The sequence below is a fragment of the Staphylococcus sp. HMSC062A01 genome (genome assembly GCF_001836805.1).
Classification (GTDB): Bacteria; Bacillota; Bacilli; order Staphylococcales; family Staphylococcaceae; genus Staphylococcus; species Staphylococcus haemolyticus.
On sequence record NZ_KV830604.1, the window covers coordinates 1 to 22,897 of the forward strand.

20 protein-coding genes and 1 tRNA gene are annotated in these 22,897 nt (G+C 33.9%); 1 reads left to right on the plus strand and 20 read right to left on the minus strand.

The genetic code is table 11. The features are described 5' to 3' along the window. Positions 1-851 precede the first annotated feature (851 nt). Positions 852-925: transfer RNA gene (locus HMPREF2715_RS02650), tRNA-Arg, on the plus strand. Between the two features lie 408 nt (positions 926-1,333). On the opposite strand, the gene HMPREF2715_RS02655 is transcribed toward HMPREF2715_RS02650, so the two are convergent. From HMPREF2715_RS02655 to HMPREF2715_RS12000, 20 genes are all read right to left on the minus strand, one after another. Beyond that, positions 1,334-3,043 carry a peptidoglycan recognition protein family protein gene (locus HMPREF2715_RS02655; protein WP_070839272.1) on the minus strand — a complete coding sequence of 570 codons (1,710 nt, stop codon included), beginning with the start codon at positions 3,041-3,043 and terminating at the stop codon, positions 1,334-1,336. Then, complete coding sequence (locus HMPREF2715_RS02660) at positions 3,043-3,342, minus strand: hypothetical protein (protein ID WP_049426300.1); 300 nt, start codon at positions 3,340-3,342, stop codon at positions 3,043-3,045. Before HMPREF2715_RS02660 ends, HMPREF2715_RS02655 begins: the two co-directional genes overlap by 1 nt. A 49-nt stretch (positions 3,343-3,391) precedes the next feature. Then, the gene (locus tag HMPREF2715_RS02665) at positions 3,392-3,790 is read right to left on the minus strand and encodes a hypothetical protein (RefSeq protein WP_070839274.1); all 399 of its coding nucleotides are present in this window, start codon (positions 3,788-3,790) and stop codon (positions 3,392-3,394) included. Then, positions 3,774-4,193, minus strand: a complete 420-nt coding sequence (locus tag HMPREF2715_RS02670; RefSeq protein WP_066032116.1) for a hypothetical protein — start codon at positions 4,191-4,193, stop codon at positions 3,774-3,776. Before HMPREF2715_RS02670 ends, HMPREF2715_RS02665 begins: the two co-directional genes overlap by 17 nt. Before the next feature lie 11 nt (positions 4,194-4,204). Continuing rightward, positions 4,205-4,504: a hypothetical protein gene (locus HMPREF2715_RS02675; protein WP_070839276.1), complete on the minus strand. Its 300-nt coding sequence runs from the start codon at positions 4,502-4,504 to the stop codon at positions 4,205-4,207. A 43-nt stretch (positions 4,505-4,547) separates the two neighbouring features. Beyond that, positions 4,548-4,703: a hypothetical protein gene (locus HMPREF2715_RS11990; RefSeq protein ID WP_176746959.1), complete on the minus strand. Its 156-nt coding sequence runs from the start codon at positions 4,701-4,703 to the stop codon at positions 4,548-4,550. Further along, positions 4,681-9,570, minus strand: coding sequence for a phage tail spike protein (locus HMPREF2715_RS12190; RefSeq protein ID WP_070839279.1), 4,890 nt, complete (start codon positions 9,568-9,570; stop codon positions 4,681-4,683). The genes HMPREF2715_RS11990 and HMPREF2715_RS12190 overlap by 23 nt, the downstream gene beginning before the upstream one ends. 15 nt (positions 9,571-9,585) lie before the next feature. Beyond that, positions 9,586-11,079, minus strand: coding sequence for a phage distal tail protein (locus HMPREF2715_RS02685; RefSeq protein WP_070839282.1), 1,494 nt, complete (start codon positions 11,077-11,079; stop codon positions 9,586-9,588). A 10-nt stretch (positions 11,080-11,089) separates the two neighbouring features. Next, positions 11,090-16,546, minus strand: a complete 5,457-nt coding sequence (locus HMPREF2715_RS12385) for a peptidoglycan DD-metalloendopeptidase family protein (RefSeq protein ID WP_070839285.1) — start codon at positions 16,544-16,546, stop codon at positions 11,090-11,092. A 203-nt stretch (positions 16,547-16,749) separates the two neighbouring features. Beyond that, positions 16,750-17,283, minus strand: a complete 534-nt coding sequence (gpG, locus tag HMPREF2715_RS02695; RefSeq protein ID WP_070839288.1) for a phage tail assembly chaperone G — start codon at positions 17,281-17,283, stop codon at positions 16,750-16,752. A gap of 71 nt (positions 17,284-17,354) precedes the next feature. Next, positions 17,355-17,945 (minus strand): major tail protein, encoded by a 591-nt coding sequence (locus HMPREF2715_RS02700; protein WP_070839289.1) that lies wholly within the window; start codon positions 17,943-17,945, stop codon positions 17,355-17,357. Positions 17,946-17,951: 6 nt separating this feature from the next. Continuing rightward, positions 17,952-18,347 (minus strand): hypothetical protein, encoded by a 396-nt coding sequence (locus HMPREF2715_RS02705; protein WP_070839291.1) that lies wholly within the window; start codon positions 18,345-18,347, stop codon positions 17,952-17,954. After that, a complete protein-coding gene (locus HMPREF2715_RS02710; protein WP_070839293.1) occupies positions 18,340-18,765 on the minus strand; it encodes an HK97-gp10 family putative phage morphogenesis protein in 426 nt (141 codons plus the stop codon). The genes HMPREF2715_RS02705 and HMPREF2715_RS02710 overlap by 8 nt, the downstream gene beginning before the upstream one ends. Continuing rightward, a complete protein-coding gene (locus HMPREF2715_RS02715; RefSeq protein ID WP_070839296.1) occupies positions 18,765-19,088 on the minus strand; it encodes a phage head closure protein in 324 nt (107 codons plus the stop codon). The genes HMPREF2715_RS02710 and HMPREF2715_RS02715 overlap by 1 nt, the downstream gene beginning before the upstream one ends. Beyond that, complete coding sequence (locus HMPREF2715_RS02720) at positions 19,058-19,381, minus strand: head-tail connector protein (protein WP_070436663.1); 324 nt, start codon at positions 19,379-19,381, stop codon at positions 19,058-19,060. Before HMPREF2715_RS02720 ends, HMPREF2715_RS02715 begins: the two co-directional genes overlap by 31 nt. A gap of 8 nt (positions 19,382-19,389) precedes the next feature. Next, positions 19,390-19,566, minus strand: coding sequence for a hypothetical protein (locus HMPREF2715_RS11995; RefSeq protein ID WP_162837136.1), 177 nt, complete (start codon positions 19,564-19,566; stop codon positions 19,390-19,392). Between the two features lie 14 nt (positions 19,567-19,580). Then, complete coding sequence (locus HMPREF2715_RS02725) at positions 19,581-20,882, minus strand: phage major capsid protein (RefSeq protein ID WP_070839299.1); 1,302 nt, start codon at positions 20,880-20,882, stop codon at positions 19,581-19,583. A 48-nt stretch (positions 20,883-20,930) separates the two neighbouring features. Beyond that, positions 20,931-21,491 (minus strand): HK97 family phage prohead protease, encoded by a 561-nt coding sequence (locus HMPREF2715_RS02730; RefSeq protein ID WP_256277962.1) that lies wholly within the window; start codon positions 21,489-21,491, stop codon positions 20,931-20,933. Further along, positions 21,472-22,719 carry a phage portal protein gene (locus tag HMPREF2715_RS02735; RefSeq protein ID WP_066032090.1) on the minus strand — a complete coding sequence of 416 codons (1,248 nt, stop codon included), beginning with the start codon at positions 22,717-22,719 and terminating at the stop codon, positions 21,472-21,474. Before HMPREF2715_RS02735 ends, HMPREF2715_RS02730 begins: the two co-directional genes overlap by 20 nt. After that, the gene (locus HMPREF2715_RS12000; protein WP_176746960.1) at positions 22,719-22,895 is read right to left on the minus strand and encodes a hypothetical protein; all 177 of its coding nucleotides are present in this window, start codon (positions 22,893-22,895) and stop codon (positions 22,719-22,721) included. The genes HMPREF2715_RS02735 and HMPREF2715_RS12000 overlap by 1 nt, the downstream gene beginning before the upstream one ends. Positions 22,896-22,897: the final 2 nt, after the last annotated feature.

Consider the following 22,897-nt stretch of genomic DNA (forward strand, 5'->3'; position numbering starts at 1 on the left):
CTTGTACTAATTTTGACATTTAAATCGCTCCATTTCTTTTTATTTAAAGTATTTAAATCTTAATGTATAAAATTCAATAGATACATTAAGCTATTTCTTAAAACCAAAAACGATTAATTGGTAAGTTTTTGTTTACCTATCGTTTTGTTACTTATACTATATAGTGATTTATGCTATTTGCGTTCTATCTTTCTTAACTTATAAATTAGACATCAAAACTGTAGACCTTTGATTACATAAAACACACTTAGGCATTCAAATATGTTGTGCAAAATCTGACAATTCCGCAAACGTTTACAAGACCTTTACATTAGCTTTATATTTCTTTAAAATTCACCTTGTTTTATAAACGCTTTAACCTACTAAGAGACCATTGCAAGTCAAGGATTCTCATTACAACCATTTATCTAAACAGACAAGTGAATATACTCTAGTCCTTTTCAACTATTTAATTAATCGTAATGTTAGTCATTGCAACTTTATTCATTTCTGTATTTCACTATTTATCATGATACTTTTATTTTGTAATTGGATTGAGTATATGAATAATAGATGAGAATAATTTCAACACTTAGGATCTATTTATTACTTTATTCCTTCATAGATGTTTATAGTTTGTTCATAGTTGCTTATAATGCTTCCTATTGGTTCTATACATTTGATTACTTCTGCGTCCATATGGCTTGACGATATTCATTCAATTGCTCGACTTTATGTCTTATTGCACTTGCACATAGTCGATATAAGTTACAAATACACATAATTAGTGAAAAATATAAACTTTTTTTATATTAAAGCTATTGCTAAATAAGGTTTCTTTAGCTATAATAATTCTTGTGTTAAAAATTTATGTCCTGGTAGCTCAGCTGGATAGAGCAATGGCCTTCTAAGCCATCGGTCGGGGGTTCGAATCCCTCCCAGGACGCTAATAACCGAAAATTAAACACTTTTCGAAATTAAGAATCCCATAACGACGGGATTCTTTTTATTTTGTCTATTAATAACACACCATATAAAACGAATTTTTAGGGACTTTTTAGGGACCTGAGTCCCTAAATAAAAAAACACCACGCTCATAAGAACGTGGTTAGAATATAGATTTAGCCTCTTAAAATATAAAACTGTTAATCATCACAAACTTGGGTAATAAAGATGTATTGTAGATTTAGTATAACATAAAAATAAGGCAACCGTCAGTAACAGTTACCTCAAGTACACTCCGCAGATGTGTACCGCAATTTCTATTTGATTATAACATAAAAAAAGAGGGCAGTCGCTAGGACTACCCTAAAATGGAGATCTTTGTATAATGTCGTACTATTACCATAACATATTAATACACTTTTGTAATTCTTAAACGCTCATGCCAAATATAACCATTGTTATTTTTAGAATAAACACGACACCAACCATTTTTAATTTCAAACACATAGAATTGGTTATAACCTGCTCTATATACGTCGTTTGTCGTATACCATTTTTTACCTTTAAACTTCACTAAAGTGGCTCCGTAATGGTCAACTCTTGCTCTAAATTTAGCTTTAGATGATTTCTTCATTGTTTTAGGTGGAATGTTACCAATTTTTAATCCAGTAGTGCTATCTAGTTTATTTTTCTGATTGACTATTTGTTTATTCGGTTTATTCGCTAATTTACTTCCACCTGAAGTTTTATAAATATTTTTAACGATAAGACGTTCATACCATACAAAACCGTTATTACTAGCACTGTATACTCTAGCCCAACCATCACGAATTTCATATACATAGAATACGTCGCCCGGTTTATATTCTTCATTTGTTGTAACCATCACATTATTGTGGTTAGGTCTACAAATAGTGACACCTGCGTTATCAGCAATTGCTTTGAAGTATGGTTGATTACTCCAAGTTAGTTTTTTAGGTGGACGTTTGTTAACTGTAATTGAACTGTTAGATTGACGTTTTGTCGCTTTAACTTCTTTAATAGTTGTTAAGTCGACACTGTCATCAGCAAAGTCTGGCACAATGAAGTGGGTTAAGCCTGTATAATCATCTTCACGCAATTTAGCTGGTGTATTGGCATTTCCATCATAGTTTTGCTCTAAGATTGTGAATGTATTTGTACCACCTGAATTGTCCCAAACTAAGCCTGTATGCCCCCATTCTCTATAAATACCTTCAGTATACACTGCAATAGCGCAAATAGGAGGAACATAATTTCTTGTATTTTTAACTACTTTCCAACCTTTAGGCATAGCATTTAAAGTATGCAATTCTTTGGCATTACCATAAAATCTTACGCCACCAGTCACATGATAGATGAAGTCTACACTTAAATCTGCGCATTGATAAGCATACATATTATCAAAATCTACAAACTGACCTTTCAGACTGTGCATGTATTCAATCGCTTGTTTATACTTAACCACACTTTGTGGCGAAGGTGTAGGCTTTTTGCTTGTTTTTGTTGATAATTTCTTACTTGGTACAGGTTTAACGCCATTAATGTATTTAGCAATCTGTTTATCTAAATGCTTAACGTTTCGTGAATATCCGCAAGCCTCTAATAAGTTTCCAGGATCAATTTTATCAGCTTGAATGTCTTGGTGTCCCGGTACTTCTGTTTTGTAATCAATGCCCCAATAGTTACATAAATAAGCTAATACACGTGCCATATTATCTAATGACTTACGAGAACGTTTTTGACTACTAGGGAAGTAACTACCTTCTACACCAAATGCTACATCATTTGCATCAGCGTTATACCATTGATTGTCAGTTGGTGTATTATATAATACGTGCCACGCTTTTTCGGTAACTGGAATACAGACAATACATTCCTTATCATCAACAAAAATATGTGCGCTTGCGACGATTGACCAATCAATCATATAAGTATTTTTATAATAATTCACATTTGTTTGTGCTGTTGTTTCAGGGTTACCTGTATCATGTGCTACCGCAAATAAAGGCTTTTTACTTGTTAAGGGTTGTCCACTTCTTCGTGTGCCAATCGGTAAAAAATCATATTTAACAGGAACGCCATTCCATTTTTCTACCATTATGCACGACCTCCACCAATTTTATTATTTTTATCTTTTGTTGATCCTGTGCGTGTTCTAACAGTTTCCCAAATTCCAGTCGCCATTAGTCCACTTATTAAGCCAGCAAGCAATCGACCACCGATTGATAATTCTGTTATAATTTCTGGAATAAACGCTGTAATACCCCCTAAAACGATACCTATACCAATAGCTATTAAAGGTACAATATTTTTAGGTACTCCCGCTTGCTTAACTAATTGTGTTAATGCGATTGTGATAACTGAAATTACTGTTGCAAATGCAATGATACTTTCCATCTCTTCCACTCCTTATTCAAAATAAAAAGCCGACACTAAAAGTGCCGACTTAAAAGAATGCAGCTGCAAAACCTAATGCTCCGACAAGTACCGAAGCAATACCACTGATAATTGCAACTATAATCTTTACGTTATAACCTTGTTTTTCTTTAATGACTTCACTAAACGTTTCAAGTTGTTTGGTATGATCTTTTACTTGATATTTAACGTCTGTAAATTCTTCACCGAAGTTACTCATTGTTTCTGAGAGTTTTTCCAAATGTTTTTCTGAGCGTTCTTGACTTTCAAATGCTTGTTTTTGATAGATAATTTGTTTATCTACCTTATTATTCAAATCTTTCAATTCACTTGTGTGTCGTTTATCATTCTCATCTATTTTATGATAAATTTCCCTGTTATTATCGATAAATTCTTCTCTCAAGACGAAACGTTCATCTTTTTCTTGCAACGTCAGCACCCCCGTTAAAAGCAATTAACGCATTAATCATTGCTAAGGTTGCAAACTGTACTGGAGTTAACCAGTTAATCGCATTAAATATACTTGCAGAAGTTAGTAAGAAATAATAAATAGCGTTGCCACTTCCACCTATAATTAACAAGAAATTAAATTTATTGCTTATTTGTTGTTTAGGTAAAAATGCAGGTGCAAGAATGATAAATAAACTAAAAATCATACCTAGAACGCCCCATAACCAAATAGGCATAACTTGATGAAGTGTTATATAGAAATCGCTATCGCTTAATACAGTGCTTTGTTCTTTAGTCCAAAAGAAACCTCTTTCAAACATGAGCAGACCAAAACCGAAAATAAAGATAGCTAACACTTTGTAATTAAATGAATTTTCTTTCACATTTTCAACTCCTATTCTGCGTTAGTTTCAGTTGTTTCTTCCACGTACTCTAGTGAAGTTGTTAACTTTACTGGTTTGACTGTCACTTTTTCACTAACAATGCCGAACTCATAATTTAATTCATTTAGACTATTTAAACGACTAGCAAGCGCTTTAACTTTATTTAAATCATCAAATTTAGTCGCAATACTAACATTACTAGTTGGATAGAATTGACCTCTAAAGTCATTATCTAAAACAGCTTCTTCTCCTTTTTCATTCACTTGTACTAAGATATAACTTTCTGTGTTTTTTACGATTTCATTTGCCATGATAAATTCCTCCTAAAATTTGGTATAAAAATAGTGCTAAAGGTTACTCTCCTTCAGCACTTACAGTATCGTTATTTTCTTGTTCTGATTGCTCTCTAATTACTGCTCTTAACATTGCATTTTCTTGTGAAAGTTTAGCGTTTTGAGTAACTAACTCTTCTATAACGTAATTTGGATTAGCTTGTAATTGGTTGTTCATTTAATTTTTCCTCCAGTGTATTTATTTTTTTGTTTAATTGTTGTATTGCTCTAAGAGACCATGTAACCATTTCGTAAAGATTAACGCCATCACCGAAAATAAATTCATCTGGTGTTTTGTAATCTCTACCGATAACTACACCTCTATGATTTAATCCTTTTTCTTTACCTTCCTCATTTTTGTATTTGAATTGATAAAGATCTAAATCATTAGCAATGACAGTTAAAGCGTCATAGTCCCATTTCTTAATATCTGTTTTATATTGCTCAAGTGATGCGTTGTTAAAGGCTGAGGCTCTAACTGGTTTGTAACCAGTGTTGCCACCGTTGTATTTTAGGTTATTTGTCACTCGTAATTCGCCAGTAGACACTCCGACATAAAAATTATTATTTGACATTAATCGAATAGATTCTGCTTGTATATCATGACATTGAATATCTCGATAATTAATTTTTCCGTCGTTATAGCCTTTTCTATCAGTGATACGTAAAGCACCGTCTACTAATACATAAGCGTTACTTTCTTTTGCTGTAAGTGCGCCATATATTTTATTTCCGTAGAAATCTCCTGTACCAATATCTCCATCTTTATTGGTTGCATAAATTATACTTTCAACCGAGCTTTTACTAAATCTTATTCCTGAACCATATTGAGAAGTATCGCTTGAAACGTTACCGTATTTAAGAACACCGTCTGTATCTGCACCACTATCATTTAATTTTACATACATAGCAAATTCGTTGTTTCCAGTTCGATTATCACGATTAGGTCTGAAATAAATACTATAATTACTTTCTATATTTACAGTTAAGTTTGCGCTTAAAATAACACGGTTATTATCTGAAGTTACCGCAGCAACACCATTCGAACTATTTAAAGTTACCCCACGAGCAGATGAATAAGTGTAATCAAAAAATTGTAATGAACCTGATGCTTCTTCATTATTACCATCAATATAAGTGGAAATACCAAAATCTGAATAATAAAGTGACCTATCTCTAGTGTTATTTCTAAAACGTAACAAGCCACCTTGTGCGCGCATATATACATTATCTTTTTGGATGTCGCCACGCCATGTTCTATTAAATGTACCTGCTAACTCTAATGTATCTTGACTAAGTTTTAAATATGTCTTGCTATCTCCACCACGAATACCAATATTATTCACATTAATATCTAAGCCTTCTGGACTTAAATTTAAACGGTTGATGACTTCATCTTTACCAACTTTATTATCTACTCTACTTGCCATCACATTGAAGTCTTTATTAACTGTAATATCTACTTTATCGCCTCTAAGTTGAATACCGTTTTTATCCATTGTATATGATTGGATATTACCGTTTTCATCGTAACTTAAATTTATCCCCTTAGTTGTGGCTGATATTTCTGAAATGACTTGAGATAATGTTTTACGACTTGCGTTGAACTTTTGCTCGTCAACTTTAATAGACACTTTTCCGTCTAGTTGAGAAACTGACGTTTCTAATTTTGTCATAGCAATATCATTGTTACGTTTATATGCGTCTGTATAGCTTTTTGCATTATTCTCAGCTGTCAGCCCTAATATTTCAACGTCCTCTGGTGCTGGCGACCAATCAAGCTCTTTTGTCCCTTCATATAAACTGATTTTACCTATATGTTGATTGTTAGATTGGGAAACAGCGACAATTAAAATATCTTCTTTATTACCTGTATTGAAACGTATAATCTTATCAGTGGTATAACTAACAATAGAATAAGAGCCTTTTTTATAAAAAATTCCTACTTTAATATCCGAACTACTTTCGTGAATTTTTAAAATATAGTCAGTATCTTGTTTTAAGGGAGTGTTGCTACTGTCATACCTATCGTAAAAATAAAAATTAATTCTTTGAGATTCATTTAATGCAACACTATATGGACCTTTCGCTATGCCAGATGTACTATTTTGTGTAGTCGAGTAATAAGATTGTAAATAATTTCTATTAGTAGATTTAACTGAATCTATACCACTTTCAAATTTAGTTATTGTCACTTTATCAGTAATTTCGTTTGAAAGTTGTTTTCTTTCACTATCTGCGTTATTTAAACGTTGAACGATATTATCTTTATCCAAAGTATAATCTTTTTTAGATACTTTACTGTCGATTTGTGTAGGTAAAATATCAAGCGTTGCTTTATTACTTTCAACTGTTGTTTCTAAAGGTGTAAGTCGTCCGTCAACATCTCTTAATTTTTGTGCTACATCATCACTTTTAGCCATTAAGCTAATCTGCTTGTCTAATTCAGATATTTTAGTTTCGTTAGTTGTAACTTTTGTTGTAATAGGCTCTAACTTATTAGATGTATTTTGATTTGTCGCCTCTTGCGCTTCTTGTGCTTTTTGCTCTGCATATTTTTTTGCTTCATCACGTTTTGCTATTGCGTCAGCTATTGCCCTTTGTTCTTCATCTGACACGATACCGTCTGCATATGCTTTAGCGTTAATTAATTGCAAATTGTCTTGTGCGTCTGCGTAGGCTTGTGCTGCTTTTTGAGCTTCTTCGTTAGAATTAGAAATTGCTCTTTCAATATCTTCTGGCGCTGGTGTCCAGTCTGTACCTTTATTACCTTCTTCTAACTTTACCCACTCAATATCTGCACTAATAGAAGTGCTATTAGGAAAGTTATATAATCTGATGTTGTCCGTAATGTAACGGTCATTAACTGCTTCAAATGTCACTCGGTATATATTCTCTGAAATCTTATCTGTATTTCGAGATATGAAATATCTACCTTTATCACATAGTATAGCTAGACCACCATCCGTATTCTCCACATTACCCTTAACTGTGATTGTATAGGTTTTACCAACTTCCATTGGTCTAGATAACGTATATTCAGCAATTAAATAGTTTGAATTTTGATACAGTGCATTACTATTCAATGCTAAGTTTGTTCCGCCAACTTCAATACCGTCTATTTTACGTTCTACGCTACTAATACTCGCGCTTATTTCAGATTTAGTAGTATTTATCTTACTATCAATTTCTTTATCTAAAATACTGTTTAAATCGTTTATTTTCCCGTCTGTATACTCTTGTAATGTACTTTTTATATTTTCTACTTCATTACGATTAGGTATATCTGCATATAACTGTTGATTTTCACTATCCCAATGACCATTAGGCAATGATTGAGCTATTTTATCCATAGCGTCATTGAATTTCTCATCAGTATATTGTGATTGAAGTAATTTCAAACGTTTGTCTATTGAGATTTTAGCGTCAGTAACGTATTTATATAATGTTTGTAACTTTTGACGATACATAGTGAATAATGTTTGTGTGTCAATTAATTTTCCTATTGTTGCTGTATCTTCATCCATACTATCTAAATTAGTTTTAATTTCTTGATACACAGCATCTACATCTAACAACGCTTGGTTTAAATTACCTTTTAAATCATCGTCCACAAGATATTCACTATTCAATACATCATATACATCATTTTGTAATTGACTGTGTTGAATAGTTAAATTGATGAAACTGTTATTTAAATCTCGATACATCACTTGCTCACGTCTTAAACCGCCTATTTTTTCAACATCATCAGCTGTTTGAGTGATCCATTCTCCGTTCCAATATCTACGTAGTACTGCAACGTCAGGGTTTGATGTGTCATACCATAATGTATCGTTTTGTGGGTTTTCTGGTGGCTCTGAACCTTTAAATATTTTACGTTCGTAATATTCTAATTCTCCAGCTACAACATCACTCACAATAGTATTTACATTAGAAATACTGTCGTTTAGTTTTTTAGTAATTTCATCTAATTTTCTATTAAAGAACTCTCTGAGTTTTGTTTCTTCGTATTCAATAACATTACCGAATGTAAATTCACTTTCATCTGCTAACCAATTGTACTTGATACCTATAACTTCTGCTTCTATATATAACGGTGGTCTGAAATCTCTGTCTTTCACTCTGACAATATCTCTTAGATGCACTGTTACATCATTATAATATTTATGAATATCAATTGAAGATACTTCATAACTTATCGCTGCTTGATTACGCTTATTAAGTTCTGTTTTAGCAAGTGTAGTCAAACGTTTAAGCGTCATATTCTCGTCGTTACTTTCAGGCTCATATACATCCCAAATATAACGGTTAGGTAGTCCGAAAATCTCTTGTGCTTCATCATCTACTACAACAGTTTCAATTCTTGAGCCACCTTCTTTTTCAGGACCAACTGCAAGTAAAGCAGTTTTCACTTCGGATAGATCAATCGTTCTTGTCATACCTGTTAGATCTTTACCTTTAGTGATTTCCTTACCTTTGAATAAGTTTTTAGGTTTAGTGATTGATACATAACGATGTTCAACAGTATGTGCGCCTAATTCAATATAAAAACTAGGGACCATGTCGTAAGTAGTACAAAGCATGTAAATTAAATCAAACGGATTAGTATGAGAAGTCCATGACGTTGTTCTATTGCCACTATATTCTGTATCATCAGATACTTCCCAACCTGTATCAGCAAGTGTTTTAAGCAATGCTTGTGTTGTTGTATGTGTTTCAAATTTACCAGGTTTAATTGGCTTGGCAGTTTTCAAATCTTCTAAATAACTAGCATTACATTCAATTTCAGTTGTACCGTCAAAGTTATCTATAATGTGGATGATAATAAATTCTCTGAATGTACCGTTATTGTCTTGAGCGATAATACGATTGCGTTCTCTTAATTTCTCTGCTCGAGTATTTTCAATTGTAAAATCAAAAGTTTCTGTTTTTTCTTCTACGTTCATACTCATTTCAACATTAATCAATGCACCATCACTTTGACTAATGAAATCAATAATATTGTCATTAAAATCAAGTACATGTATTCCTACATTCTTCACTTTTCCACCTCCAATCTATAAGTATCTGTCTTGCCAATACACTGTCGTGTCATATGTGTTTTCTGGATAAATCATACATTCATTAATCCCTTTATTTATGTTAAAGAAGTCACTACCAAATGTTTTTAAATCGAGTGCAGGTTCTTCATTGATCGTTACTGTCTTTTCTTCCATATTAATATTAATTAAATCACCTTTTTTGATGATTAAATCTCTTGCTTTAGGTGGTTTAGGTAATATTTCATGATTGTAACTACCTAAAATTGTTGTAGGCATATGATAATTATTGCCATTTTTAGCGATATAGATACTTACTGCTGATATAGGTCGTTGATAGAAGTTCCCACTATCAATAAATACCTTTTCTGTCACATCTACTGGCGTAATTCGTTTAGGATAGTCTACTTCGTCATATTTCCATGTTTTTATATAAAACTTATCTCCAATACGTTTTAAACGCATATAAATTACTATATGTTTCCATGTGTAAAATTTTGGTGTATTTGTATATCTATATATTGTCTTTTGATTACCATTTTGGTCGAATAGTGCCACATGTATTGTACCTATATTTTGCGTTGCTCTAGGATTACTATAACCAATAGAAGCAATTACACGGTTATCTGTATCATATACATACTGTGTTGCATGTGTTGCACCTTTTTTACTTTGATTAACATGTATTTTAATTGTCGAACTAAAATCTTGAGTGCTTTTACCGAATGAGTGCTTATATTCTGCACCATTCCATCCACTTGTACTTGTAATACTACTTTCATTGAGCATAAAAGCGTCTTTTGAAGAACTCATTGTCATAGCACCACCAACTGTTCCGCCAGTTACATTGTCGTTAATAGTACCGTTAGTGACTTTAGTCCATCCAAAGAAAGAACGCATCTCATCATTGAATAAAGTAGGTGTAAAATCTTCGACTTTCTTATCTAAATCATCATCGCCAATCATAAAATAATCTTCATCATTCTTAGTGATAGAGAAGTAACTCGAATTCTTTAATGCTGTTGCTTGCACAATAATAGGACTGTCTGCTGTTCCTGTACTTACTACTGAAACTTGGTCAGAAATAGCTGTGTTTTTAGTACCTTCAACTGCGTATTTGTAAGGATCAAGTAATGTAACTTTTAGAGAGAGTTCAGCTTGCATCCCTACATCTTTATCTAATTCGAAAGGACCAGTGATATAGGCGTTCCAATACCAGTTTTGGCTTTCAAACTGCAATTTAATCGGCTTATCACTATCCACTATTTTTACTAAATCATTTATGATATCGTCATGATTTTTTCGACCGTTTCTGTTTGTGTGAGTGTCATTCCTTACTATCAAAGGTATTTCAAATTCTAACGGACCTATCTTTCTATCTTTTAATACACCACCAGTTCTACCTGATATTTCTTCGACTTCTAAGGCATAATTAAAAGAGGGTATTTTGAACCCTCTTTCGATATAAATATCATCCACTTTTTTATCATTAATAATTAAAGCGTCGCTCAAAATATCCCTCCTAAGTCACACTAGGTTTAAATCTAGCTTTTCTATTTTTATGACGTTCTCTTTTATCAACGATTGTATTTACTTCTTCACCTAACGAATATCTATCAATTACATTAGATTTGTTTGCAATACGTTCATTACTATCTTCTAAGTTGAATAATGTAGAAATGATTGCGTCCATCTTCTCTACTAAGGATGTTAATTTAACATTTTGTTCTTTTAACGCTTGATATTCTAAATTTCTACGCATTTCTGTTTGTTGTTGTTTGTCTTTTTCTTCTCTAATACCATCTGCAAAGCGAGAGATTGCTTCGTATACTGCCGATTGAGTACGATTAAAGATGTCACTATTAATAACACGTTCAATTGCTGCAATTGATACATCATTAGGGATGATTTGCTCGCCACCTCGCAAGTTCATGATTTCGCCACCTTTTTCAAACACAGTAGCGTAACCTTTACGAGCATTGTTTGTTCCTGTGGCGTATTTTTTACGTCTACCAGTTGGACCCCAACCAGTTAATCCACTAGCCATTCGACGTTTCCAGTAAGATAAATTAGCGCGCCAATCTGTGTTATTGAAGAAAGCAAGTAATTGGTCATAACCGTTTTTAATGTTTTTATGTCCTCTAATTGCGTAACTGTTAAATGAGCCAGGTGTGTATTGTAGTAAACCTTGCGCTTCATTACCGCCACTGTTTACGTCTTTTATCCCTTGTGTAACTCCAGCATTACCGCTACTTTCTGTTTGGATAAGTCGAGCAACATCATTCACATCAGCATTAGATACTCGTACACCAATTGCTTTAGCAGCACGTCTAATATCTGGCTTCCAAGCACTTGCGGATTTAGAAACACTCTTACTACCGTTATGTGACTTCAACCATTTAACTGGATCAATAGAATGTCCTGTCATTGAACCAAAACCGTGTTTATTCATTTCATAGTGTAAGTGTGGACCACTACTTGAACCTGTATTACCAGATATACCAATAGCGTCGCCTGGTTTAACACGTTGTCCATTTTTAACAAGCCATTTACTCAAGTGGCCAAAATAAGCATCATAAGGTTTTGCTCTTACGATAACATGTTTCCCAAAGCCTGATGCTGTATGTCTTGTTTCAACTTTACCGCCCATCGGCGTTAGGACTTTTTCATAAATATATGGTAAGTCAATTCCCGGATGCGCCCAGTTAAACGGATAGCCTGGTGGTGGACCGTTCGGACTGTATCTTGTAGTAATGTTATCAAGATATTTGATAAATCTACCGTCGCCATCACCACCAGAAACGTCATCTAACCAACCGCCAAATAATGATTTAACGCCTTCTTTTAGTTGTTTCCACATTGCGTCCCAAAGCATTTTAGGAATTTCACCATTAACCATACTGAAGTCAACGCCAAACTCTTTTAAAACTTTATTAACAAGTTTTCCTGGACTACCAACATATTGTAATAAGTCTCCTGCTTTCTCTTTAGCCCAACTACCTGCAGCACCTAAAGCGCCTTTAGTTGTGTTAATCATTTTCTTAGCACCATCACTAAGAGATTTAACTGTATGTTTAGCACCCGAGCCTATATCTTTAGTTTTGTCAGTAACGTATTTCCACGCTTCTTTTGCAGCGCCTCCAGCACCACCTGCACCAAAACCACCTTGTCCCATCATTTCTCCAGCGTCAAATGTAGGGTGGTTATGTTTTTTGCGTTTCTTAGCGTCTCTTAGCATACGTTTTCTAACATCTTCGCCGCTATCTGTACCACGAGAAAATTTAGGAATAAAGCCTTGATTTTGAAGTTTTTGAGTAGTTTTACCATTAATAACTCTATCGCCTTTGTTTAGAGGAACAACAACATCTCGTCCTTGTGGTGCATAGATTGAGCCATTACTACGTTGGATTAATTCTTGATGTCCGTTTGCACCTGTTCCGTTACCTCTACCTTTATCATTAACTGTTGCTAATGTAGGTTGATTAATAGCGCCATTTGATACAAAACTTTGTGAGTTTGCACCTTCTGTACCAGTAGAGAGTTTAGGTATTTTACTGTCTATACCTAATTTGCCACCAACGAAATTTACAGCATTTATAAGAGCGTTAAGCCCTTTTTTAACACCACTCACCATGCCAGTAATATGCCCTTTAATACGACCTACAAAATTCTTAATTCCGTTAGTCATATTAGAAAATGTATTTTTTACTTTAGACCATAATGCCGATGTTATATTTACCATACTATTTTTCATAGAACGCCATTTAGATATAGTGCTGTTCTTTACTCTACTGAATATAGCGCTAGTACCACTTTTTAGACTATTCCAGTTTCGCTTAACGCCTGACCACAATAATTTAGCTAATTTAATAGTGTTGTTTTTTATACTATTCCATGTTCGGCTCATATAACTTTTAACATTATTAAAAATACGACGCGTTCCTTTTGAAAGACTATTCCAAGTATTTTTTACGCCCGACCATAACGATTTAGCAAGTTTAACAGTGGTATTTTTAATACTACGCCATACATTAGACAGGAATTTTTTTAACTTATTAAAGATACTGCGTGTTACTTTAGATAAACTATTAAATACATTTTTAACACCGCTACTCAAACCTTTAGCGAGTTTTACTGTTGTGTTTTTGATAGCATTCCATGCTTTACTCATCCATGATTTTAAAGCACCCACTATTTTTTTAACACCGTTACTCATACCACGAATAGCATTTACCACACCATTCTTTATAGCGTTCCATAGTCTAATTGACGTTGATTTAATAAAATTCCATGCTGTCGTAATGAATATTTTCAATCCATTAATTACAGTTTTAGCACCATTAACTAATGATCTAATAATTTTTAAAACGCCATTCTTAATAGCCGACCATGTTCTTAAGGAAATATTTTTAATAAAATTCCATATACCGCTAAAGAATGATTTCAAGCCATTAAAACTAGATCGTACTAAACCAACTAAACTTTTAGCTATTGTAAGTATTCCAGTTTTAATTAAATTCCAAATTGTAATACTAGCAGTTTTGATGCCGTTCCATACGGCAGTTACTATATTTTTTAATGCCTGAATAGGATGTTGAACTGCAAACTTAATCGCATTCCATGTTGCGCTTGCAGCAGTTTTTAATCCTTTCCAAACTGCAATAGATGCATTTTTAATACCATTCCAAATATTGATAATGTAAGGTTTCAAGAAACCAAACACTGCAATAGCTGTATTTTTAATACCATTCCATGCTTTTATCACAAAGTTACGGAACGTTTCATTATTCTTCCATAAATAAATAATGGCAGTCGTTAAAGCTCCAATAATTGTTATTACAATGCCAACTGGACCTGTCATAAATCTTAGTGCTAGTCCTAAACCTTTAGTTGCAAATGCAGCAGCTTTAGTGACTGCTGCCCATGCTTTAGTTGCAGCAGTTGTTATTTTTGCTTGTATAGCTTGTCGTTTCATTCCTAATGTTGCAAATGCACCTTGCGCACCTAACAACTTCTCTGCACCTGTAACAGCAAGTAAAGCGCCTCTCATACCACTTAAAGCACCTTTAACTAGGAATATTGGTTTAAGTAATAGTAAAATAGCACCTGTCAAAGCTACTGTTGAACCTAATATTTTACCTATCATCGGATGTGTATTAACCATGCTTGCCATCCAACCAGTTATAGCATTAGTTATCGACAATGTGACTGACGCAACTGGAGCCATACCTTTCACTAATCCCCATAACACACCAGTTATATTTTTAATTAACTGCCATACTTTAGGACCATTTGTTTCTAGGTATTCAATAAACTGTTTGAAACCGTCTGAACGTTTTAATTCTTCACTCCAGTTTCTAAAACCCTCTGTTACACTTTCTATACCTAGTAATACGTTGTGAGAATGTCCACTAAATGCACTGAACAGATTAAACAAACCAGCAAATACATTACCGAATATTCTTCCAACGATAGGCAAGTTAGTTTTAGTGTATTCAACAAAATCATTTATCGCTTTAGAGGCTTCAACACTATTTGCCCATTTTCTAAATGACAATGCCATATTTTCAAAACCTTTTGATGCCCATACAAATAATGGACTAAGTTTGTTGAATACAGCGGTTGTACCGTCTACAAAATGATAAGCGCCTTGTAATAGATGACCGAACGCTTGTGTCCCTTGTGTATTTAGAATGTTGAAAGCAGTTTTTGCATTGGATGAAGTTTTAACCCAATTCAACATCTTTCCACTCATACCTTCTATTTGTTCTGCTGTACGTGTTAGGAAAGGATTTAGGTTAGATAGAGAAGTTCTAGCAATATTAATGCCATTACTAAGTGTGTTAAAAATTTTAGCTTGATTTTGAGCGATAAGCGCTTCCCATTCATTTTTTAAACTACTCAACACACTTTGATAACGTCTTGTTTCATTAGTTAATGCTAATTCGCCATCTTCTAATTTTTTAAGTGCATATGTGGCTTGACCTGCAAACGCATTAATAGCGCCCATACCAATACCAAATGCACCACCTAGACCGATAGCGCCTCCAGCTAATGATGTGAGCATACCACCGATACCAGCACCAGCACTAACAACTGAACCCATGATAGGTATTAAGTTAGCGAACTGTGTAGCCATGATTTCGCCCACAACACCTTGTGTAATTTCTCCTAAACTTCGTAAGGTTGTTGCTATTCTATCTGCACTACCCCTAGCACCTGCAAAACCTGCTCCCATTAAGGTAGCAGCTAATGCTACTTTTCGTTGTGACCTAGCAACTTCATCTAATTCATCTGAAAGTTCATCTGCTCGGCCTTGTGCAATTTGCATGGCGATACTTTCTTTTAAAATATCGTTACGTAATTTGTCGGCTTGTCTACTTGTAGAACCATGTGCTAAGGACACTTCTCTTAAATTTTGTTTGAGTAAGTTGATGTTAGCTTTCGATTTAGTGATAGTGTAGTTCATTTCAGTTAAGTGATCTTTGTAGTTATCAACTGAACGTGTACCTTGTTTAAAAGCAATTTCACTAAGTTTTGCTCTGTTTTTAAGTTCACCTAAGCTATTCTTTACTTGGTCACTAGAACGGTTAAACTGTTTGTAAGCTAATTCTGTTTCTTTTAATTCACGATTATAAGTCGAAAGTTGATTTTCTGCTTGTTGTACTGCTCTTGATGCACTATTAAGCTTCCTTTTTTGTTCTTCCGTTACTACATTAGATTTACTTATTTCAGCTCTAACATCTTCCAAGCTATCTTGTCGTTTTTTAAGCAAACCTTCTTGTGCTGTGATTGCTTTACCTAAATCTTTTTCTCTGTTTGCTAATTGTTCAGCGCTTAACTCATTTTTCTTAAATTCTGAACGTTGAGAGCGTAAAGATTTATTGATGTTCTTTAGTTCTCGTTCTAATGTTCTTGTGGAGGCTTTTATGGGATCGACATCCATTGAAACCTCTGCACCTAAGTTAAAATCTGCCATTATTCCACCTCCTTATCTTTAAATTAATGCCATCATTTGTTCAGGACTTAATGCTCCTGCTTTAGCCACTTTAGAAGCCTTACGCTTACGTTTCTTCGTATTGAAGTATTTATCGAAATCTTCCATAACAATTGCGTCAACTTCATGTGGTTTGTACTGTGCATCCTCGATAAAATGACGGTAAACTAAATAAATATCTTCAACTATTTCGTCTGCTGTTTTGTCTTTGTTGTAGTCGCTTTTTTCTTTGGCTTTCCCGCGTCATTACTAGCGAAGATTTTGCTATAAGTATCTGGCAAACTGTTTTCGACTTCTAAACCGTCAAACACTTCATCAATCGTGAATTGATTGTCGAATACTTTAACTAATAAATTTGCGAACTCGTCATAAATTTCAAAATCTTCATCGTCGCCTTCTTCTTTGATTTGCTCGTTTAGTTCTTCTGATTTATTTAAGAACTCTTTATACTCATCTGTTGCTTCTAGCTCGTCTAGTTCTTGATATAATTTTTCTGCTTCTTCATCCGTCTCTACATCTGCTAATTTATTCTCTACTTTTTCAATTTTGTTTAAGATTGAACGATGTTTACGGTATAAGTTTTGCAACTCGCCGATTGTACTAAAACCTGTTTGTAATTTTTGCTCGAACTCTGCTTGTGCTTTAACTGCACCTAAATTCAATTTATCTTTAACAAATGTTTTGTTTTTACCGTCAATTTTTAAAATTACTTTAGCCATTTAGTATTGCTCCCTTATCAGTTATTTTTGTATACAAAAATAGGCGACCTATTACAGTCGCCTTAAATCATTTATGCAGCTGGTGTATTGTCAGCAGTCGTCACTGCATCGTCACCATGAATTGCTTTATAGAAATCTTCTTCGTTGAAATCTGGATCTGCACTATGAATACGTGCATATACCAATTTATCTTTATCGCGTTGTACAAATGAACCTTCCATTTCTACTTGGTCTTGTTGTTCTGGACTATCTTCCATAGTAGAAGCGTTTGTGTTTGGAATATTGAAATTACCACGAGTTAACCCATAATAGATGAATGTTCCATCATTACAGCGGTATCTCCATGAAACTGATACATACGGTGGTACTAAGTCGGAAGTATATAATTCCATACCTTTTTCAACTTTTACTCCTAAGAACTGTTCACGTTCTTCTTTATTTAATTCCATTAAATTTGCTGTAACTGTTGCGCCAGTAATACCACTGAATAAGTTTAATTTTTTAACTCCATCTGCATGTACTGGTTCGTTACCTTGTTCTAATTCCATTCCGATTTCTTGTAAACCTGGAATGTCTGTTAAAGGTCCTGCTTCATAACCGTTACCTTCTTGACGACGTGCTTTGAAACCTTCACATGTAATTGCCACTTTTTTATCTGCCATTATTAATTACTCCTTTACTGGTAAAATTATTTCGTATTCATTCATTTGATTAAAAAGACCGAGTTCCTTATATTTTGAAAGGTCTCGGCTTATCACTCTGCCATCGTACTGTTTGATAATGTCATTCACATGTTCGCTTACTGTATAAGTTGTGTTGATGTCGTTACCAAACGTCTCAATGGCAAATAAAAAACGATAGTATTCACTATCGCCATCTCTATATATTGTGTTTTGTAATAATATCTCTGTAATTCTTACTAAAGGTGTGTATTCTGCTTTTTGATAGTTTTCAGGAATTTCAAAATTAAATATTTTAGGTTGCTTACTAGAATTGAGTAATCTCTCTAACTCTTTATCGCTTTTTAGCCATGAATATACACGTACAATAGGATGTCTAGTCAATATCAACCATATTCCTTACTGCTTCTTTATATATCGCAAGAATTGGTGCTTTACTCATTTCTAATGAACGTCGCATAAAGTGTTGTGGTGGCTGTCCCATAGAACGTGTGGAGGGACGAGTACCGACATCAGGAAAGTGGATATACCAACCAGCATCTTTACGTTTACGACCTTTATCAAAACCAACTGTTTTAGTTGGATTAAGTTCATCACGACTGAAATTAGAGATTTTTAATACCTCTACTGCATGTGTCGAATGAGTTTGTCGCTTGTGTACTGGCGTATTAGCCTCAATGTTAGCTTTATAGAGTTTTGCAGCCTTTGTTACTGCCTGTTTTGATTGCTTTTCACTATTGATAACTAATTTTCTGATTTTATCTGATATATCCTTATCACTGTCGTAACGTTGTTTAGTCATTACTCTACCACCTCACATTTCAACATTTGACGCTCTAAATCTTGTAAGTCTGTTTCGATATATTTAATCTTGTATTCTTTCCCTTTGAATTCAACTATCATATCTGACTGTATATCAGCCTTTTGTCTATAACGGATAATAAAGTCGATTGTTCCTTTTCTTGCCTCTAGGCCCATTTCTCTAAATTCTTTTATTGTGGTTTTTGACACTTCGCAATAAGGAGTGGCAATCAGCTTCTTATCTGTTACATAGATACCTTCATCATTGACTGTTTCAGTTTCGTCATAAACCTTTATTCGATGTTTGAGCCTTCCGATTTCCATAAAGCATACGCTCCTCTCAAACTTTGAATAAGTGCTAGTGATGAAGGTGCTACATTGTGCTTAGCGAATTGACTTGTAGTTGATCTATTCTCATAGTGGTGGCCAACTTGGTTAATTACAGCTAAGTTGTAAAGTGCATTACCTTTATAAAAGGCGTTTGCTTTGCCATAACCACTTACAGCGCCCTGTATTTCTTGTTCAGACGCTTGTATCAACCCTAGAATTTCATCATCATCAAAATCATGGTCAACTCTTAAACGATTTTTAACTTCTTCAAGTTCCAAAGTAAGCATTTAATCACCTACTTTTTATCTTTATTATCAATACGTTCTAAGAAAGGTCCTTCATAGCCTTTATCTGATAAAGTTTTCTCAATTTCTTCTGAACGTTTGACAGTCATCTCAACTTTTTCATTTTTGATTAGTTTTTTTTCTAACTCTAAATCTTTATAAGGTTTTAACACTTTGAATTTAGCCATTATTTAGCCTCCTTTTATGCTTCAGGTGAGCCAGTGCCTAAGTCTCCAGCTGTACCTGTGTAAGTTAAGAAACGGCCTGCTTCTTCTACACCTTTTACAACGTCAAAGCGCATGTAAGTTGCTAAAACTTGACCATAAATTTCATTTTCTACCCATTTAACAGTAGCTTGTTTACGGTCTGCAAAGAAGATTGCGTAGTTTAAATCGCCGATAAACGCTTTTTTATCGCCCTTAGCACCTAAAATTTCATCTTTAACGATGAATACTGGACGACCAAATAAAGTTGTACCTGATTTGCTAGTGATATCTTGTTTTAATAAATACTGACCATTTTTGTCTTTAAGTGTATCTAACGCTTGATAGAACGATTGAGACACAACTAATGAAAGATTATAAGCTGGATCAATATCTACATTGATGATTGCTTTAATATCATCTAAGTTAGCAGTATTAACTGCCTCAAATGTTTTCATTACATCTGCAATTTGTTGGTTAGTTGTATTCAAAGCTTGACGTGCATTGTTTTTAGCAATGATTTGAGCAAGATTTGCTTCACTATCGTCTAAACTTTCTTGAGAAACTGGAATTTGACCACGATATGTTTTAATTTTGTAATCAATGTCTGTGAATTTAGGTTTAGCTAGTTCTGGGTTTTTCTCTAATTCTTCAACTGCAATCATTGTTTCTTGTGCAGGATTTAAAATTGGATGAGAGCCGGCAGCAGTTGTAACTGGTTGAACATTTACGAATTTTTTAAGGTCAACTACCGTTTCAGGCAATTCTTCTGGCACATACTTAATATCTTCTGGAATTAAAGGTTGTGCATCGACTGATTTAACGTTGTCACGTTTAGTCCCTTTTGATTTAATGTAATCTACAAAGCCTTGCGCTTCGTCAGATAACTTGCTTTGTTTATTTTCAATAATCTGTCTTGTCATTGAGCGTTTGCCTCCTAGTTTCTTTTTATCTTCTAATTCTTCATCGGTTGGATTTTCAACTTCCTCTTTAACTTCAACCTTTTCTGGTTGTTCTTTCTTCTCTTTTACTTCTACATCTTTACTTTCTGCATCAGGTTTGTCATTTTTCACTTCTGTTTCTGTTTTCTCAGTAGATGCTGGTTTGTCGGAATTACTTGAGATTTTTTCTTCTGATTGAACAGCGTCAGCAATTTCTTTTTGTTCATTGTAAGTTGCTTTAGCTTGTTCAATTTCTTCTTTTAACTTTCTAGCAGTTTCTACATCTCCATCTGCGACTGCTTTTTGTGCTTGATCAATTAAATCATTAATTGACTTAGCTTGTTCGTCTAATGTAGCCATTAGTTTCACTCCTTTAATTTATTTATTAAAATTCGGCAAAAAAACAGCCTACGTGTCTACACGTAAGCTTTCTAAGTCGAATTCTAATTTATACTTTTCTAACTCTTTAAATTTGTCGAGACCTTTAGCGCGTTGTCCTACAACAACAGATGTATCTCGATACGCTGGTAGAGTAACAATACTCACTTCTAGTAATTCATCAATCGTGTTAATCGTTTGTACATATTCACCGTTAATCTTTGACCATGTTCTTGCAGTATCGTCGTTAATAGGGAGTGTATAAAAAAAGCTGCATTGGTTTACATTGCCTGCTTTGATATTTTCATAAATATCTCTTGCATAGCTTGTATTTGGTAAGAAACACTTGAAATAAAGACCTTTGTCGTCAACAGTTAGTTCTAACGTATTTGCTAATGTACGACCAACAATTTGATTATAATCGTGATTGATTAAACACTTAACGTCTGTTACATCTACCTGACTTAGTGCAGTCGGACTTATAATTTCTTTAAACCCTCCTAAGTCATCGCTTAATGTGTCGAAAATAATTGCGTAACCTTCTACTACCATTTCTTCATCAGTAGTTGTTTCAATCTGACTGTATGCCACCCAGTTCATCACCTCCTTTATTGAGGCTATCTATATTCTTCTGAACTTTACTATCTTGATAAGCTGATAAATCTTTTAAGAATATAGTATTTAAATCTGCGAGTGGCTCACTGCCATTTTCTACTGGTTTAAATCCAAATTGCGCTCTAGCTTCATCTAACGTAATAATTTTCTTAGTAAATAACTGCGTAACACGTTCAAGTTTTACTTCTGGATCACTATCAATCAAACGTGCTACGTCATAATCGAGTGTTACTTCATATGGCGCTTGAGCAAATAATTTTTCTTCAATTTCTGCATTCATCATTGAGAAAATTGGATATAACGTACTTCTGTAATATTCAATACCACTGTCTTTTAAAGAAGTATTCACAGTTTCAATGCCTAGTTTCGATAAAGGCAAACCAAATGCTTTAGCAACCTGCTGGGTACTAAATTTATAGCTATTTAAAAAGTTCAACACTTCGGTTGGTACTTTCAATCTGTCAAAAGTCATTGTATCGTCTAGCATTACTAAACCGTTATTATTCTTTAATTGACTGTTTTCAAAGTTTTGTCTGATTATAGCTAATTCTTCATCAGAATAACGACCATCTTCATATTTAAGTATTGCAGTAGAAGTACCGCCATTTTTAAAGAACTCATCTAAAAATTTCTTACTTCCCATTGAAATGCCTATTTCATTAGCTAGAGCAAATAAAGGACTATAACCGTTAAATCCGTCCATCGAGAACATTCTAAAATGAAGTACATCATCTGTATCAAAACGGACATGACCGTCACGTTCATCAATATAGTTATACTTAATTTTATCGTCTATTTGTTCAATAGATACTGCGCTATTTTGCATGTGGTAAAGTTCTATTGGTTGTCCTTTATCATCTCTTACAATTTCAACGTATGAGTTACCATTTAAAAGCATGTTAGCCACAATAATGTACTTGAAATGCCATGCATCAAGATAAGGATTAGGTCGTCTATTAAGTAGTTTAAGTATTTTCTTATCATCATCTAAATAACTATCTGTATCATTGAATTGAATGCTCGTACTAGCTATGTCTTTAGAGATAATGTCAATGGCAGTAAATACATCACTGTTTCTTAGAGAACTAATCCCGTTCCATGTAATGCCACCTAAACCGTTTGCTTCTGTAATCATCCTTAGTGTACTTCTATCAATCGAAACTTCATTACTACGTCTGAAACCATTAAAATTAAATACGCCCATTAACTATTTCCACCTCCTCTCTTAAAAGGTTGGTCAAGTGTTAATGCAAAGCCTGTTACAAGTAGCCCAGCAACAATAAAACCTAACGGCTTCCACGCTAAATATGCACCATATCCAATTAAGATAATGCCAATTAAAGTTAATAGTAAGATAATAATATTCTTTGCTATTTCCATAC

Bases quoted from the DNA above. Each gene is read 5' to 3' on its own strand.
- HMPREF2715_RS02700 (WP_070839289.1), bottom strand. From the start codon at position 17,945: ATGGCAGATAAAAAAGTGGCAATTACATGTGAAGGTTTCAAAGCACGT.
- HMPREF2715_RS02660 (WP_049426300.1), bottom strand. From the start codon at position 3,342: ATGGAAAGTATCATTGCATTTGCAACAGTAATTTCAGTTATCACAATC.
- HMPREF2715_RS11995 (WP_162837136.1), bottom strand. From the start codon at position 19,566: ATGGCTAAATTCAAAGTGTTAAAACCTTATAAAGATTTAGAGTTAGAA.
- HMPREF2715_RS12000 (WP_176746960.1), bottom strand. From the start codon at position 22,895: ATGGAAATAGCAAAGAATATTATTATCTTACTATTAACTTTAATTGGC.
- HMPREF2715_RS12385 (WP_070839285.1), bottom strand. From the start codon at position 16,546: ATGGCAGATTTTAACTTAGGTGCAGAGGTTTCAATGGATGTCGATCCC.
- HMPREF2715_RS02735 (WP_066032090.1), bottom strand. From the start codon at position 22,719: ATGGGCGTATTTAATTTTAATGGTTTCAGACGTAGTAATGAAGTTTCG.
- HMPREF2715_RS02655 (WP_070839272.1), bottom strand. From the start codon at position 3,043: ATGGTAGAAAAATGGAATGGCGTTCCTGTTAAATATGATTTTTTACCG.
- gpG (WP_070839288.1), bottom strand. From the start codon at position 17,283: ATGGCTAAAGTAATTTTAAAAATTGACGGTAAAAACAAAACATTTGTT.
- HMPREF2715_RS02725 (WP_070839299.1), bottom strand. From the start codon at position 20,882: ATGGCTACATTAGACGAACAAGCTAAGTCAATTAATGATTTAATTGAT.
- HMPREF2715_RS11990 (WP_176746959.1), bottom strand. From the start codon at position 4,703: ATGAACAACCAATTACAAGCTAATCCAAATTACGTTATAGAAGAGTTA.
- HMPREF2715_RS02675 (WP_070839276.1), bottom strand. From the start codon at position 4,504: ATGGCAAATGAAATCGTAAAAAACACAGAAAGTTATATCTTAGTACAA.
- HMPREF2715_RS02710 (WP_070839293.1), bottom strand. From the start codon at position 18,765: ATGACTAAACAACGTTACGACAGTGATAAGGATATATCAGATAAAATC.
- HMPREF2715_RS02720 (WP_070436663.1), bottom strand. From the start codon at position 19,381: ATGCTTACTTTGGAACTTGAAGAAGTTAAAAATCGTTTAAGAGTTGAC.
- HMPREF2715_RS02715 (WP_070839296.1), bottom strand. From the start codon at position 19,088: ATGGAAATCGGAAGGCTCAAACATCGAATAAAGGTTTATGACGAAACT.